Origin of the sequence: Shewanella sp. 11B5 (assembly GCF_002836795.1) — a bacterium.
Taxonomy (GTDB): Bacteria; Pseudomonadota; Gammaproteobacteria; order Enterobacterales; family Shewanellaceae; genus Shewanella; species Shewanella frigidimarina.
In genome coordinates, this window is sequence record NZ_PJAP01000216.1 from 1 (window position 1) to 1,016 (window position 1,016).

The window sequence follows — 1,016 nt, forward strand, 5'->3', positions numbered from 1 at the left end:
AATATTGCTCAAACTGCCATCTTGCATGCGATAACTGCGGCTACTGTCGGGTAATTCAAAACGTGCAACCGCTGCGGGTATCTCAGCGGCTGAAAAGGTAAACGCTAGAGCAAGTTCTCCATCGCCGATTAAGCGGCGAAGCTCCATGCCGCTAGACATAAAGTGTCTACCTTTGCGCCATAAATGCGGATGTAGTTCATCTAAATATTGCCACAATACCGGTAATAGCAAAGCCTGGCTTTGTGTTGTTGCGGGTTGATAAAGCAAATTTTTAATCGCTTCAGGCTGTGAGTTGTTCAGTACAATTAAGGCGTACTTTAAAAAGCTGGTGGCTAAAAAGTCAGGCGGTTTAGGGTAGGTAAATCGGCCTGGATGCTGTTTGGCCCATAGGCTTAGTTGTTGCAAAGTTTGCGGTGGTGATGTGGTCACTATGCTGTCGTAGTAAAACGTCAGCGCAGCTTTACCCCATGGTGCTTCCATCCCTTGTGTTGGCACGCCAAAGTCACGGGTCATCGCCGGATTGTTATCTGGATCGGTTAAACCAAAGTTGGGTAATTGCGTAACCCAATTTGGCGCTAGCAGTTGATGCTTGGCCATGGCGGCAAAATTTTCACCGTTAATCCACACTAAATCGACTTGGCCTTGATGATCATTGCTTGCTGATTTTTCGGCTAATACTCGGCTTACCGCTTCACTAGTGTCGGTGAGTTTTACATGGTGTAAATTGATTTGATACTGCTGCTTAACTTGCTTCGCGGCCCATTGAATATAACGATTTATTTGCGGGTCGCCACCCCAAGCATGAAAGTACACATCTTGATTAGCGCCTCGAGATTGAATCTCTGGCCATGATGTTTGAGCAGGCTCGCGGATTGATGTTGATGTTTGAATTCGTGTTGACGGTTTGTCTGCAACATTTACAACACCGTTGCTAGATGCATTAGCCATACCAGCCCAAAGACTAGCAGTAAGCAAAAAGGCACTAAGCCCCAAGCTAATCACAACCTTAGATTTTA

General features: G+C 46.0%; 1 protein-coding gene. It reads right to left on the reverse strand.

Annotated elements, in window-relative coordinates; genetic code table 11:
• Positions 1 to 948 (reverse strand): ABC transporter substrate-binding protein (locus CXF78_RS01765; protein WP_102035788.1); only part of this gene is annotated, 948 nt, incomplete at its 3' end.
• Between the last annotated feature and the right edge of the window lie 68 nt (positions 949 to 1,016).